Origin of the sequence: Persicirhabdus sediminis (assembly GCF_016595495.1) — a bacterium.
GTDB lineage: Bacteria > Verrucomicrobiota > Verrucomicrobiia > Verrucomicrobiales > Akkermansiaceae > Persicirhabdus > Persicirhabdus sediminis.
The window spans coordinates 116239-130304 of record NZ_JAENIM010000043.1; the positions used below are offsets into that span (position 1 = coordinate 116239).

The following is a 14066-nucleotide window of genomic DNA, read 5'->3' on the forward strand; positions in this document are numbered from 1 at the left end:
ACCAGCCAGCTGAAATTACTGAGTCATTATGGAATGATGACTTCGAGCAATTTGAATGGATTCTTTTTGTCGACCAACACAGCGCGCACACGCAGGTAGTTTGCGGTGACGGGGTCAAACTTATGTGTGCTGCCTTTGGTAATGTTGGTATCTGCTTTGTCGCTGCAGTCGACGAGCGGGTACCACATGCCGCCTTCTGGGCTGTATTCGATGACGTATTTGGCCGATGAGCGGTTTTTGTGAGAGTTGGCGACAATCGTGAGCTCGGTGAGCACGGTATCATCAGGCAGGGTGACCTGCCACCAGTCGCCGCTTTTTTGAGCATCCCAGGCGAAGTCAATACTGCTGCGGTTGCCATCTGTGGCGTAGCGCGCAAACAGCTGGTTGCAAGAGGCGTCGGCTGGGGCGTTGACGGTGCGTCCTGGGGCGTCGATCACAAGGCTGCCAGCGTCGAGTGGCGCTTGTAGTTTTGGGGCGGTGACGGTCACTGCTTTGATGCCAGCGGCTGCTTGTTCTTGATATCGGCGACCGTATTCGTGGCTGAAGGTATCGCAGACCATTTTGAAGCTCAGCGGTGTGGCTGGCCAGTTTTGCTCTTCATCGCTGAGGCTAGCGACTGGGCGTTTGTAGCTGGCGTACATGCCGTTTGGAATTGGCTCAGGATACTCGCTGCGGTAGCGGGTGAGGATTTTCTGCACGGTACCATCGTGGGCGTCTGGCTTGGCTTTCCACTGGAGTTTGACGCTGGTGACCTCTGGTTTGAAGTAGAGTTCGTCGCCGATGCGTTTTGGCTCGCCGGCGTCAGAGCTGGCGCTGGTGAGTTCCACAAAGTAGGGGACGCGCAGGACGATGTTTTTCGGCTGTTGCCAGAATTTTTTATCGATGCTGATTTCAGCGCCGCCATCGACAAAACGATATTCTCCGCTGATGTCGCCAAACTCGGTAGGGATGGCATTGATGGTCATTTTTTCACCAGCCACGGCCCATGTTGGGGCGATGAGGTTGAATAGGTGGAGGTTGCGCTCGTCGGCATCGATGCCGAGGCGACCGCCGTATTCTAGCACCATCATGTTGCGCAGGAATAAGGAGATCTTTGCTGCGGCCCACGCGTGTGGTGGCGGGCAGTGAGCGTAAGGTGTGCGGTTGGTCCACGGATCAACGAGGTTTTCAAATCCCTCATGGGTTGGGCCGTTGTGCAGCAGGATGTGATAGAGGTCAACGAGTGCTTTTTCTTGCTGGCCAGTGACGAGGAACTGGTGGGCCATGTTCACCGTATTGTACTGGTGAATGTGCATGCCGTTGCGGTAGGTGGAAACCCCCTCGCGGTATTTGCGACCGCGAATGACATCCAGCGTTTTCAGGAAAATCGGGTTGTCGGTGGCGAGCAGCTCACTTGGATAGCCCATGTAGACGTTTTCCCAGTCTTGGTTGAGGAATTCTTTCCTCTTAGGTGCGTCAATGTGGCGTTTGTCCTTGAGGATGAAATCGTCAGTGATCTCTAGGTCTGGATAGACGTGTGAGCGCACATAACCTTCTTTTTCAAAGCTATCAGTGACGGCGTCTACAATTGCTTTGGTATAGCTGTCGTCAATTTTCATCCACTCATCAGCCAGCTGATCTTCACCGATCAGACGGGCGAGACGAATGCTGGCTCGCAGGCCAGCTAGACCAAGCATGTTGTGGCAGCTGGCTAGGCCGTCAACCATAGGTGCATCGTAAGGCACGGTGGGGCGCAACAGGCCGCGGTACTTGCCGGATTTATGATCGCGGATGAGCAGATCGATGCCTTTTTTGACGTATGGAAAAACGTCTTTACCAGCTTCGATGTCGTTGGTGAATACTGGCGGATAGGCCAGCGAGAAGATGGCGTGACCGTGGCTGGTTACAATGCCTTCATTGCCGCGGTTGTGCACGTCGATGAACATGCCGGTATCAGTGACTTGTTTGCCCTTGATCCACTCGACGCTGTATTCGTGCATGTGGTCGTGGCCGCTGCGCATCCACGCCATCATCATGTCGATGTAGTCGTTGAGGAAAAGTTTTGGATAAGGCAGGCCAGACCCTTGACGGCGGCCTTTGTAACCGTCGTCGGAGCGGGTGGCTAGCGCGAGGTGAACGAGGGACGCGCGGTGGCTGTCCTCGATGCGCTGCTCGGGCACGGTGAAGGTGCCGCGTTTGAAAAAGTCTTCCCAGAAGGTGATGACGCGTTGGCGCTCGGTATCGTAGTTGGCATTTAAAATCAACTCGCGCTCGGCTGAGTCTTTGGTGCGCACGCGTGGCAGCACGGCGCTGAGTTCCATGCTCTCGCCGGCTGCCAGGGTTCCTTTACGGCTGGCGATGGCGTAGCTGGTATCAATGCGAATGCCTGCGTTGAAGCCAGAAAATGGTTCGCTGTATGGTGTGTCTAGCACACTCTCGTAGCTGATGTTATCGCCTTGGTAGATGGCGCTGAGCACGCCATCCACGCTGACGATGTTGTTGTCGATGCTGACTTTTTGCTCTGCTCCGATGAGCGCCGTGGGTGAGCCGTCGCGGTAGTCAACTCCGCTGCCGCGCAGGGCGGCACCGAGTTCCACTTTCTGCGGGCTGCTGCCAGTATTTTTCACTGTCAGACGGGCAAAGTGAACGACGTTTTTGGGGCCAATATTTTCCAGCTCTGAGCCAAAGGCTTCGAGCTGATATAGCAAATCTCCCTCTTGCCATTCGTAGCTGATAATTGGTAGCCAGCCGTGCATCCACGTGCGCTGGCGAGCGAGAATAGGTTTGCGATCCGCGCCTACAAAGAAATGAAGTTCCGCGTTTTGCTTAGCAAAAATGGAGCCATCGAAAGTAAATTGGGCGACGTCTGGCTGCCACGGGCTGCCGAGTACTGTGGTTGTGCGGCCACCGTAACACCATTCGCGGTTAGAATCGTCGACCACTGTAGGGTCGAACATGGTGCGCTCTTCTTTAGCTGACGCTCCCATGAGCGAGGCAGCTATGACAAGCGGTATGGTTAGTTTTTGTATCATTGTGATTGGTTTGTGATTTTTTGTTAGCTTGTTGAGTCCGGCATGCATAACCATAAAATGGTCGCCATGGAGGGATGGCATTGCTGGGGTGCGATTTGGATAGGTCCTAAACACATATACTCAAAAGCTGAGGGGCACCTTACTAGACCAATACAGAGTGAGCTTATTAAGTAAATTGGCTTAGCATTTTTGATTGGTATTTATCGAGGTGGTAAATTGCGTGTCAATTTATCGTTGCCGGGTTGGTGGGTTTGGCGACCATGGCTAGGCATGATTTGGGCACAAAAAAATCCAGCTGGAGAATGACCCGTGGTGGACCATTTCCAGCTGGAAAGGAAATCGAGCTGGCTGATGAGATGGCTCGTCAGCTAGCTGAGTGTGAGGAGTTTATTTTTTAGGAATGGTGACTTCCAGCAGTTTGAATGGTGCCTTGGTATTCACTTCTACGGTGCGCACGCGCAGGTAGTTAGCAGTGACTGGGGCGAACTTATGAGTGCTGCCAGCACCTACATTGGTGTCGGCCTTTTTGCTGAAGTCGACGATTGGGTACCACATGCCGCCTTCTGGGCTGTATTCGATCACGTACTTAGCTGATGGGCGCTTAAGGTGCGAGTTCGCGACGATAGTGACCTCAGTAAGCACGGTATCCACTGGCAGAGTGACCTGCCACCAGTCGCCAGCTTGCTCGGCATTCCATGCGAATCGCTGACTGCTGCGGTTACCATCAGTGGCGTAATGCGCCTGCTCTTGGTTGCTGGAGGAAACGGCTTGCGCTTTTACGGTGAGGCCTGGAGCATCAACGATCAGGTTGTTTTTATCAATTGCCTTGATCACTTTTGGAGCGGTCACTGTAGCGATCTTCTTGCCTGCAGCTGCGTGCTCTTTGAATCTGCGACCGTATTCGTAGTTGAATGTCTCGCAGACCATCTTGAAGCTCAGCGGTGTAGCTGGCCAGTTTTGCTCGTCAGTAGTGAGGCTGGCAACTGGGCGCTCGTAGGTAGCGTATTGGTCGTTTGGAATTGGCTCAGGATACTCGCTGCGGTAGCGGGTGAGGATTTCCTGCACGGTGCCGTCGTGAGCGCCTGCTTTGGCTTTCCACTGGAGTTTGACGCTGGTGACCTCAGGTTTGAAGTAGAGCTCGTCGCCGATGCGTTTTGGTTCACCTGCGTCAGAGCTAACTCCGGTGAGTTCCACAAAGTATGGCACACGCAAGACGATGTTTTTTGGCTGTTTCCAGAATGTTTTGTCGATGCTGATTTCTGCACCGTCTTGGAGAAACTTGTACTCACCGCTGATGCTACCAAATTCGGTAGGAATGTCGTTGAGAGTCAGTTTTTCACCTGGCACTGCCCAAGTAGGAGCGATGAGGTTGAAGAGGTGGAGTCTGCGCTCGCCTTCGTCGAGGCCGAGACGACCACCGTATTCGAGCACCATCATGTTGCGTAGGAACAGGCCAATTTTCGCCGCTGCCCATGCGTGTGGTGGCGGGCAGTTAGCTGCCGGTGTACGGTTAGTCCATGGCTCGACGAGGTTTTCAAACCCCTCGTGCGTTGGGCCGTTGTGCAGCAGGATGTGATAGAGGTCAACGAGTGCTTTTTCTTGCTGGCCAGTGACGAGGAACTGGTGGGCCATGTTCACCGTATTGTACTGGTGAATGTGCATACCGTTGCGGTATGAGGAAACGCCCTCGCGGTATTTGCGGTTGCGGATGAAGTCCAGTGACTTGAGGAAAATTGGGTTGTCGGTGGCGAGCAGCTCACTTGGATAGCCCATGTAGACGTTTTCCCAATCTTGGTTGAGGAATTCAGCCTTGCTTGGTGCGCTGGCGTAGCGACGATCTTTGACGAGGAAATCATCAGTGATTTGGTGGTCAGTGTACAAGTGTGAACGAACATAACCTTCTTTCTCGAAACTTTCATTCAGAGCCTCAATCACAGCTTTGGTGTAGGTTTCCTCAACTTCCAGCCACTCGGCTGCCAGTTCGTCTTCGCCCACTAGACGTGCGAGACGGATACTAGCGCGCAGGCCAGCTACTCCGAGCATGTTGTGACAGCTAGCTAGGCCACATACCATAGGTGCATCGTATGGTAGAGTTGGGCGCAACAGGCCATGGTATTTGCCAGATTTGTGATCGCGGATCAGCAGGTCTACAGCCTTCTTCACGTATGGGAAGACGTCTTTACCAGCTTCGACGTCGTTGGTGAAGACTGGCGGGTAGGCGAGTGAGAACATCGCGTGGGTGTGGCTGGTGATGAGATCATCATTGCCGCGGTTGTGCACGTCGATGAACATTCCTGTCTCTTTGACTTGTTTGTCCTTGAGCCATTGCACGCTGTATTGGTGCATGTCTTGGTGGCCACTGCGCATCCACGCCATCATCATGTCGATGTAGTCGTTGAGGAAGAGCCTAGAATACGGTAAACCAGAACCCTGACGGCGACCGTCTATGCCGTTGTTTGAGCGAGTAGCTAGCGCAAGGTGCACCAGTGAGGCGCGGTGGCTGGCTTCAACTCGTGGCTCAGGCACGGTGAATGTCCCGCGTTTGAAGAAATTTTCCCAATAGCTGATGACGCGCTGGCGCTCGTTTTCGTAGTCAGATTTGACGATCAGCTCGCGTTCGTTGCTGTCGCTAGGACGCAGGCGCGGAAGCGCTGCTGTGATGTCGATGCTTTCACCCGGTGCGAGTGTGGCTGAGCGATTAGCGAGGGCGTAGCTGGTATCGACGTCGAGAGATGCTTCTCCGCCATTGAATGGAGCGGTGTATGGTTTATCGACAACGCTTTCGAACTTGATGTCGTCGCCGCGGTAGATGGCGCTGAGAACGCCGTCTACGCTGACGATATTATTGTCGATGCTGACATTTTGCTTAGCGGTGATAGGATTTTTTTGTGAACCGCGGCGGTAGTCCATGCCAGTACCACGCAGGCCTGCGCCGATGACGGCAAGCTGAGGCGTTTTACCTGCATTGCGCACGCTGAGGCGGGCATAGTGCACGACATTATTTGGGCCAATCTTTTCGAGCTCTGAGCCAAATGCTTCGAGTTTGTAAACCAGATCGCCTTCTTGCCATTCGTAGTTGATGATGGGTAACCAGCCATTCATCCAGTGGCGCTGGCGAGCCAGAATAGGTTTGCGCTCAGCGCCAATATAGAAGTGAAGTTCAGCATTTGTGTTAACAAAAATCGACCCGTCAAAGGTGAACTGAGCGACGTCTGGCTGCCACGGGCTGCCGAGAACTGTGGTGGTGCGGCCGCCGTAGCACCATTCGCGGTTAGCATCATCGACAACTGATGGGTCGAACATGCCCTTATCTTTATCTTTAGCTGACGCAGAGAAGAGCGTCGCAGCTATGATGAGGGGAATAGGTAATTTTACTGTCATGGTTACTTGTGTTTATTTAATGATTTGTCAGGGCGTCGATCGCTTTGAGCCAAAAGTTTTTGTATTGATCCCAGTAGACAAAGTTACATCCCCAGTGAGGGGCTGGATCTGAGGTGTAGGCGAGCACGCGACCTTTGCCAAACTGGCCGTAGGCTACTGCTGGGTGATCAGTGCCTTCCCAGTTGAGCAAGACTTCGCAGCCAGGTTTGGCTTTGACGATGTTGTAGCCAAGGATGGGTGGGCCTTGGGAAAAATCGATGTCATCAAAGATTTTTGAATCCGTATCCGCTGGAGTCATGCGGAAGCCTTCTGTGGACTCGCGTAGGTCTTCCACTTCGAGACATTCTACCGGCAGGATTTCTTTCATCTGAGTACGTCCCCAGCCGCCTTTGCCCATCTCGCCATTGAAGCTCAGCCAGCCGCCAAGGAACATGACGTTTGTGCCATTTTGCACGGCCTCTACAGTCAGGCGAACGCGATCCGGGAAGGTGAGTACCTTGGTGCCAAATAGGTGGCGGTTGAAAAACTGCGGGTGCAGCTGGAAATTCTTAGCCTCAACATCTGAGAAAATGATGATGTCATATTCCTCGAGGATTTTTTCATATTCGCCCGGCTGCATGTTGTAGAAATCCCATGTAGGCACGCTGACGATTTCGTGTTTGTCGCTAGAATTGACCGCTTCTACCAGCCACTTTCCATAGTTGATGAAGTCTAGCCCTTTGGCGGCGTGGTTGAAGGAGGTCTCTGCGTAAACGGGACCGATCTGCACGGCCCAATCGCCGATGTAGTAAATTTTTGCCATATCTTTATTGAGGTTGACTGCTGGGGCTAATGAACTTAGCTCATTTGGTCATTGTTTTGTGTGTCATTATGCGGGGGCTTAGCTGGCTAGAAAGTGTGTGTTTTCCTGCCAATGCTTTGATTTGGGGGTTGTAGGTAATTTTTCTATTTATGGATACAGCGCTTGAGATTCATTTATGTTTAACATATTCTGTCATCGGGTGGACGAATTTGTGTCAGATGGGTTATTAGCAAAAAAGAGCGCGGCAGAAGCCAAGGCCGCGCCTTTACCCGTTTTGGTCAACAGCATTTCCGGTGCTTGGCGTTTGCGCATTAGTGAGGGGTCGAGCACGACAACTTTCTCACCACCAGGGCATTTGCTGCATTATGTAGTCGCCGGAACTTACCAGATTGTGATTGGCAATAAGCGCTTTGAGGTCACCGCGGGTGATGTCATTTACTACTCTGGCGTGGAGGAGGTGAGGGCGGTAAATTCCAATGATTCGGTAATTTTTTATTCGGTGAGTTTTCAGGCACCCGAGCTGATAGTGAACCGCGCGGGCAGCTGTGTTTTTGGAAAAATGTCTGAGCTGGAGATTTATTTTGATCAAATTTACCAAGAGCTCAATTCACCAGAAGCAGCTAGTGTGGGGCTGCTGCGTTCGGTTTCCGCGCTCTACGCTGTGCTGGCTGAACTCGCCGCGCATGAGCAAGATGGAGTGGTGATCCAAAGCTCCAACACCTGGCTGCAGGCCGAGCAGATGATACGCGAACACTACGATTGGCGAGTTTCTATTCCTGAGCTGTGCGATCAGCTAGGGGTCAGTGCTTCTACATTGCACCGATCATGTAAGCAGGCGCTCAACTTGAGCCCTGGTAAGCGCATTCTCCAGCTGCGACTGGAAGAGGCCCGTGGGCTGCTGCGCTATACCGATCTGAGTATCTCGGAAATTGCCGACGAACTCAGCTATGCCAGCCTGCACGATTTTTCCCGTGATGCCAGCAAGTACTTTGGCCACTCAGCTACAGAAGAAAGGCAGCTGGGACGGCAGCAGAATACCAGCTAGCCAGCTGGTAGCTTTCCGACAGCTAGACAGACAAGTTTTAGCCGCAGAAATGCTCGTGCGGCGGGATCTAGTTGGTGGTGGTCATTAGCCGCTCAGCGGGCACAAAAAAAGCGCCCTGCTGACAGAGCGCTTTTAGTGTATTATGAAAAAAATGAGTTAGCTTATTTGCAAGCTGGGCAGGTATTGATGGACTTGAAGAAATCGTTACCTTTGTCATCCACGAGGATGAAGGCTGGGAAATCTTCCACCTTGATCTGCCAAACAGCTTCCATGCCGAGCTCAGCAAACTCAACCAGCTCAACACTCTTGATGTTGTTCTGTGCGAGGATAGCTGCTGGGCCACCAATAGAGCCGAGGTAGAAACCACCGTGCTTTTTACAAGCATCAGTCACTTGCTGTGAGCGGTTGCCTTTAGCAATCATTACCATAGACGCGCCTTGCTCTTGGAACAGGTCAACGTAGGAGTCCATGCGGCCAGCTGTTGTTGGGCCGAATGAGCCACTTGGCATGCCTTCTGGAGTCTTAGCTGGACCCGCGTAGTAGACAGGGTGCTTCTTGAAGTACTCAGGAAGTCCGTTACCGCGCTCGAGACGCTCACGCAGCTTAGCGTGGGCGATGTCACGGGCCACGATGATGGTTCCGTTGAGTGAAAGTGGTGTGGTCACTGGGTACTTGCTCAGTTGCTCACGCACTTTGTCCATGCCTTGGTCGAGGTCGACTGCAACACCTTTGAATTTCCAGTCTTTCCACTCATCTGGGATGTACTGGCCTGGGTTTGTTTCCAGTTTCTCAAGGAAGACACCATCTTTAGTGATCTTAGCTTTTGCTTGGCGGTCAGCTGAGCATGAAACGCCGATACCAACTGGGCATGAAGCACCGTGACGTGGCAGGCGGATGACGCGTACGTCCAGGGCAAAGTATTTGCCGCCGAACTGAGCACCGATGCCGATCTCGCGAGCAGCCATCAGCAATTCTTCTTCCAGCTCTTCGTCGCGGAATGCTTGACCGTGTTCGTTACCACCGTCAGGAAGTTCGTCGTAGTAGCGAGTAGAAGCCAGCTTCACTGTCTTCAGGTTTACTTCAGCTGAAGTACCGCCGATGACAAATGTCAGGTGGTACGGTGGGCATGCAGAGGTGCCGAGTGAGGCCATTTTCTCCACACAGAACTCAACCAAACGCTTAGGGTTGAGAAGAGCTTTAGTTTCCTGATAGAGGAAAGTTTTGTTGGCAGAACCACCACCCTTAGCCATGAAGAGAAACTCGTAGGCGTCGTTATTAGTCGCGTAGAGATCGATCTGAGCTGGCAGGTTGGTCTTAGAGTTCACTTCGTCATACATAGTCAGTGGCACTGACTGTGAGTAACGCAGGTTCTCTTCCTGGTAAGTTTTGTAAATACCCTTAGAAAGTGCTTCTTCGTCGTTAGCACCAGTCCATACAGTCTGGCCTTTTTTACCCATGACGATGGCTGTACCTGTGTCTTGGCAAGTTGGCAGGATGCCATTAGAGGCGATCTCAGCATTGCGCAGAAGTGTCAGCGCTACCATCTTGTCATTATCAGTAGCGTCGTCATCCGCGAGGATGCCAGCTACTTGTCTCAGGTGCGATGGACGCAGCATGAATGAGATGGCCTTGAACGCTTCGTTGGCGAGGCGTGTGAGTGCTTCTGGCTCAACTTTGAGAATCTCTTGACCGTTGAAGTCAACAGTGCTGATACCTTCGTTTCCGAGGTTGATGTATTCGGTTTTATCAGGACCTAGTGGGAACTGTTTTTGGAAGTGAAATGGTGTGCTTTCGGCCATAATCTTGGTGTTTGGTTGTCTACCCTTATGGCGACAATAAAGTGCAGCTCGGGAGGCTCGGCAACCGCAATCGTACGTATCAGAGGATATGCATAAATCTTCGCCAAATCAGCTTGCTAGAGCGTGGTAGATGAGCAATATGCGGTCAGTTATAGCGGGCTCCAGCTAGCCAAATCAGCATGATTTCAGCTAGAGAATGGCGCCAAATTTTCCAGCTGCTTGACGATGATTTTTTGGCTTCCTTCTTTCCATCTTCCAGCTGGCTTGGTACGGGTATGGCATGAATACACTGAGTATAGCCGAGCTGCTAAAACAGGCTGACGAAAAGCCACTGCAAGCCTATGTAGATGGCCAATTGCAGAAGAAGGAATTGCGCGAGACCAAAAGCGGCAAACCCTACCAAGTGATTCATCTCGTGGACGCGCTTAATTCCATGAGCCTCAAAGTTTGGGAAAACCACCAGCAGTACCAGCTGATAGAAGAAATGGAAGTAGGCACCTGCATCCGTATCGGTGGAAAATGGACACAAAGCCAGTGGGGGCTAGATGCCAGCGGCTGGGATTTCCGTCTGCTCAACGACAGCGAGAAAGCATTGTTATTTTCAGGTGATGCTTCGTTGATAGAAAAACAAGCTAACGACTGGCGCGACCTGATGTCCATGTTAGCCGATATCCAAGACCCGCGACTATCTCGCGTTTGCCAATTATTTATCGACGAATACGGCGAAACATTCCGCCGCGCCGCTGCAGCTCGCCGCAACCATCACGCACGCCGTGGTGGGCTGGTAGAACACAGCGCGCAGATGATGCGTGCCGCTTGGGCACTTTGCTCAGTCTATCCAGATCTCAACCGCGACCTGCTAACAGCTGGTGTGCTTTTCCACGACTGTGGCAAAATGTGGGAGAATAATTACCCAGAAGATGGCTTCACTCAGCCGTACAGCCTAGAAGGTGAGCTGATGGGCCACATTCCTCTTGGCCTCGAGCTGGTAAGCAAGCTGTGGGCGCAGATGGAAGCTGAGCCAGCGGCCAAACATTTCCTCGCGCTGCTGCCAGAAAATGCAGAAGTTAGAATGCACTTGTTACACCTCATTGCCAGCCACCACGGCGCCTACGAGTGGGGCTCACCAACGCTGCCACGCACGCCAGAAGCCTATATTCTCCACCACGTCGATAACATCGACGCCAAGTACGAGATGATGATGATGGGCTACGAAAAAAATCAGTTATTGGCGCCTAACATCCAAGAGCGACAATTCCCACTTCCCGCTGCATTGGTGAAACCATTAGATCATTTTTCCTCTAGCAAACCCGCAGTGGCTGCCGCTGATGTGGCAGAAGAAAGCATCGTTGAGCCAGCTAGCCTAGCAAGCGAAGTTAGTGAGCCTGAGCTGGCTGTCGAACCAGAGGTGATAGAATTAGTTAGCGAGGCTCCGGCCGAGCCAGAGTTAGTAGTGGAGGAAACCCCACCAGCGCCTGAACCAGCCGCTGAAGCCGAACCTGAGCTGCTAGCAGAGCCAACTCCAGAGGCAGTGGCTGAGCCCGAGCTAGCTGACGAGCCAGAACTTGTAGCTGAGCCAGAATTACTCATCGAACCAGAACCTGCTGCCGAACCAGAAATGGAGATGGCGCTCGATCCCGTAGAGCCAGTGGTGGAGGAAGAACCGGCTGCTCCAGCTGAGCCAGCAAAAGCAAAAAAGGCGAAACGTAAAAAGCCAGCTGAACCAGCTAGCAATGACGACGGAGACGACTTGTTTTCTTTTCTCTAAGCGGCCAGCCGCACAACGCTAGAGTTGGCGTGATTGAGAAATAGTGGAATAAATGAATGCATGCAGTACTCTCATACATCATGAAGACACGATTCTTAATCACGGTGACTACAGCCATTACCCTAGCTGCTTTTGCCTGTAATAGCGTCGCCCAATCTAGCAAAGAGAAAATGAGCACCAGCAAGCAAGAACCCGAACAGCCAAGCGGCAAAGTCAATAAATCCGACGCCGAGTGGCGGTCAATCCTCACCGACGAGCAGTACCGAGTAGCCAGAAAAAGCGGTACCGAGCGGCCAAATGGCGCAGTGTATAAACAATTCAAAGCACAGGGAGCTGGCACCTATTATTGTGTTGGCTGCAATGCCGAGCTGTTTAGCTCAAAGGAAAAGTTCGACTCCGGCTGTGGCTGGCCGTCGTTCTACGACCCATCAAATGCGAAAAATGTCAGCCAGCATAAAGATGTTAGCGCGGGCATGGTGCGCATCGAGGTGCGCTGTAATGTGTGTGACGCTCACCTAGGTCACGTATTTGAGGGCGAAGGATTTAATACCCCTACAGACAAACGCTACTGCATCAATGGTGTGGTGCTCAAGTTTGTGCCCGACCAAGAGGACAAGGCTGACGCCGACGAGTAGCCGTCTGCGCTAGCTGGAAATTAGATCAAAAAAAAGCGCCTGCATGCAGGCGCTTCTATAATTTGCTTAGCTCTAGCAACGTATTTGTTAATACGGAGATTCGTATTTTTCTAACTCTTTGTTGAGATAGGTTTTGGCCGCTGTTTTCTTCAGCTTGTCTAGCAACGATGGATTGAAGTTAATCGGCTTCTCTAGCACTGAGCTCATAATTTTGTAGTCAATCACATTGCCGTCTACATCACTAACAATGAATATGTAGCCGAGGTATTTACTGCCGCCCACATTGCCGTAGCCATTACTGTCGCTGTCGTAGCGAGTGTAAACTGGCTTGCTGGTATATTCTTCCGTGCGGCCGATTTTTGGCGCCAGCTTAAATTCTTGATTGGTTAGCACTTCCAGTTTGTTGGAGTGCCGCTGGTCTTGGCCAAAGAGTAGAATATTACAGTGGCAGGCTGGGCTATCGCGACGATCAGTATTTTTGATCTTAGCGGTCACTGAGCACTCCATGGTCTTCATGTACCACGATGAGCCTTCAGTCTTGCGTCGCTTGCTAACCACCACGCTGAGGTCCAGCCTCGGGTATTGTTTGGCTAGAACTTCTGCCTGCTTCTTGATCTTCTTCTGCGAGCTCTCGTTGAAAATGTCGATGCTCGTAGTGAAGACTTTTTTGTCTGGCTGACGCTGTAGTTTGGCTTTGCCGTCAGAGAATTCCAACAACTTTGCTTGCATGGTCTTTCCTTCGGTACTCTCTAGCAATAGAGTTTGGGCACAGGCTAAAGAACAGAGGGCGGCTGAGAGAAGGGTGATGAGCAAAGGTGTTTTCATTGTTTGTTAGTGTGTTATCTTTTCCCAGCTTTTTTAAATTCGCCATCCAGCTGGTTGCCTTTGGATGCTTTCATGAGGGACTCGAGGGCTCCCGGGCTGTTATCGAGTATTTTTTCGATGGTCTTAGACATCGTCTTATACTGCAGGATGTTATTTTCCTGGTCTTTTATCACGAGGACGTAACCTAACGACTCGTAACTATTAGATGTCGAGTAATAATAGTCGGCGCCTTTTTTGAGGCAAGTATTATAGACACTTTTCACCGTGTGCTCAGCGGATCGGCCAGCGCTTGGGCTGAGGCTAAATTCTTCTTTATTGAGAACTTTGAACTTATCAGGGATTTTCTGATTTTCGCCAAGGGCGATGTAGATGCACTTACACGGCGGGCTGTTGACTCGCCCTTGGTTATGCAAAATTACTTTGGCGCCAAGCGTCTCTTGCTCCTGGTAATAATCAAGTGCCTTGGTGCGTTTGCTCACACTAACCTTAGGTTCTATCCTTGGATAGACGACGGGCATGTTTTCAGCTGCCTCTTTAATTCGCTTTTGGGTATCGCTATTGAAGCGATCTAGCGGCACGACAAACTCTTTGTTGTCTGAGGATCTAATGATGGTGGCTTTACCATCTTGAAGATCAATGAGTTGACCTTTAAAGACTGAGCCTGAGGTGCCCTCAAAGAGCAAATTTTGAGCGGGCAAGCTGGTTGAAAACGCCAGCGAAAGTAGTAGGCTAGCTGCTGATAGTTTTAGAGTTTTTTTCATGTATGGTAAATTGTTTTATGTTTGCCTAAACAATTAGCT

General features: G+C 51.6%; 10 protein-coding genes. 4 read left to right on the plus strand and 6 right to left on the minus strand.

Annotated elements, in window-relative coordinates; genetic code table 11:
- Positions 1-26: 26 nt before the first annotated feature.
- Positions 27-3011 (minus strand): discoidin domain-containing protein, encoded by a 2985-nt coding sequence (locus JIN82_RS13385; protein WP_200312163.1) that lies wholly within the window; start codon positions 3009-3011, stop codon positions 27-29.
- Between the two features lie 260 nt (positions 3012-3271).
- Between JIN82_RS13385 and JIN82_RS13390 the strand changes: the two genes are divergently transcribed.
- Entirely contained in the window at positions 3272-3409 is a 138-nt protein-coding gene (locus JIN82_RS13390; RefSeq protein ID WP_200312164.1) for a hypothetical protein, read from the plus strand.
- Here the strand turns inward: JIN82_RS13390 and JIN82_RS13395 are convergent.
- Together JIN82_RS13395 and JIN82_RS13400 are read right to left on the minus strand one after the other, a co-directional pair.
- Positions 3399-6392, minus strand: coding sequence for a discoidin domain-containing protein (locus tag JIN82_RS13395; RefSeq protein ID WP_200312165.1), 2994 nt, complete (start codon positions 6390-6392; stop codon positions 3399-3401). The two genes, JIN82_RS13390 and JIN82_RS13395, sit on opposite strands and share 11 nt — an antisense overlap.
- A gap of 16 nt (positions 6393-6408) precedes the next feature.
- Entirely contained in the window at positions 6409-7194 is a 786-nt protein-coding gene (locus tag JIN82_RS13400) for a glutamine amidotransferase (protein WP_200312166.1), read from the minus strand.
- Positions 7195-7405: 211 nt separating this feature from the next.
- Between JIN82_RS13400 and JIN82_RS17620 the strand changes: the two genes are divergently transcribed.
- Positions 7406-8239 (plus strand): helix-turn-helix domain-containing protein, encoded by an 834-nt coding sequence (locus JIN82_RS17620; protein WP_200312167.1) that lies wholly within the window; start codon positions 7406-7408, stop codon positions 8237-8239.
- Positions 8240-8400: 161 nt separating this feature from the next.
- Here JIN82_RS17620 and JIN82_RS13410 read toward each other — a convergent pair whose 3' ends face one another.
- Positions 8401-10038 carry a fumarate hydratase gene (locus tag JIN82_RS13410; protein ID WP_200312168.1) on the minus strand — a complete coding sequence of 546 codons (1638 nt, stop codon included), beginning with the start codon at positions 10036-10038 and terminating at the stop codon, positions 8401-8403.
- A gap of 280 nt (positions 10039-10318) precedes the next feature.
- On the opposite strand from JIN82_RS13410, the gene JIN82_RS13415 reads away from it, so the two are divergent.
- Positions 10319-11806: an HD domain-containing protein gene (locus tag JIN82_RS13415; RefSeq protein WP_200312169.1), complete on the plus strand. Its 1488-nt coding sequence runs from the start codon at positions 10319-10321 to the stop codon at positions 11804-11806.
- Positions 11807-11862: 56 nt separating this feature from the next.
- Complete coding sequence (msrB, locus tag JIN82_RS13420) at positions 11863-12441, plus strand: peptide-methionine (R)-S-oxide reductase MsrB (protein WP_234042018.1); 579 nt, start codon at positions 11863-11865, stop codon at positions 12439-12441.
- An 87-nt stretch (positions 12442-12528) separates the two neighbouring features.
- Here msrB and JIN82_RS13425 read toward each other — a convergent pair whose 3' ends face one another.
- Both JIN82_RS13425 and JIN82_RS13430 read right to left on the minus strand, forming a co-directional pair.
- Positions 12529-13266 (minus strand): hypothetical protein, encoded by a 738-nt coding sequence (locus JIN82_RS13425; protein ID WP_200312170.1) that lies wholly within the window; start codon positions 13264-13266, stop codon positions 12529-12531.
- A gap of 14 nt (positions 13267-13280) precedes the next feature.
- A complete protein-coding gene (locus JIN82_RS13430) occupies positions 13281-14027 on the minus strand; it encodes a hypothetical protein (protein ID WP_200312171.1) in 747 nt (248 codons plus the stop codon).
- Positions 14028-14066: the final 39 nt, after the last annotated feature.